The organism is Virgibacillus sp. M23, from assembly GCF_034190895.1.
GTDB classification, from domain to species: Bacteria; Bacillota; Bacilli; order Bacillales; family Amphibacillaceae; genus Virgibacillus; species Virgibacillus salarius.
The window spans coordinates 1-387 of sequence record NZ_JAWDHA010000378.1; the positions used below are offsets into that span (position 1 = coordinate 1).

At 36.4% G+C, this 387-nt stretch carries 1 protein-coding gene; it reads right to left on the minus strand.

Annotation, left to right across the window (positions count from 1 at the left end):
• The coding region (locus tag RVS70_RS23095; protein WP_321135081.1) for a transposase zinc-binding domain-containing protein at positions 1-319 on the minus strand (319 nt) is incomplete at its 3' end.
• Between the last annotated feature and the right edge of the window lie 68 nt (positions 320-387).

Genomic DNA, 387 nt, shown 5'->3' on the forward strand with positions numbered 1-387 from the left:
GAAATATAGCCCGTAATTTTTCATCTATCGTAAAGATTACATGCCGATGGTTCACTTGTACTATATCTTCTGTAAGGACGCGACTCCATTCTTCACTTTCTCCTACAGAACACGTTGTACAAAAACGCCCTTTACATCGAAAAGGGACATGTCGAACGTCATGGCATCCTTCACAAACATAGAGTTTGAATCCATTTTTGGGATCTCCACAGTCACGAAATTTTTCCACCTCTTTAATGACAATTGGACGAATTCGCTCTCCATGTTTCTTCTTAAATGCTTCCCAATGTTGATGTTTATCAAAAAAGATTCGTTTCAAGATGTTTTTTTCCATATACTTAAAATACCACAGTAAGAAACACTCTGGTATAGCCAAATTTTTATACT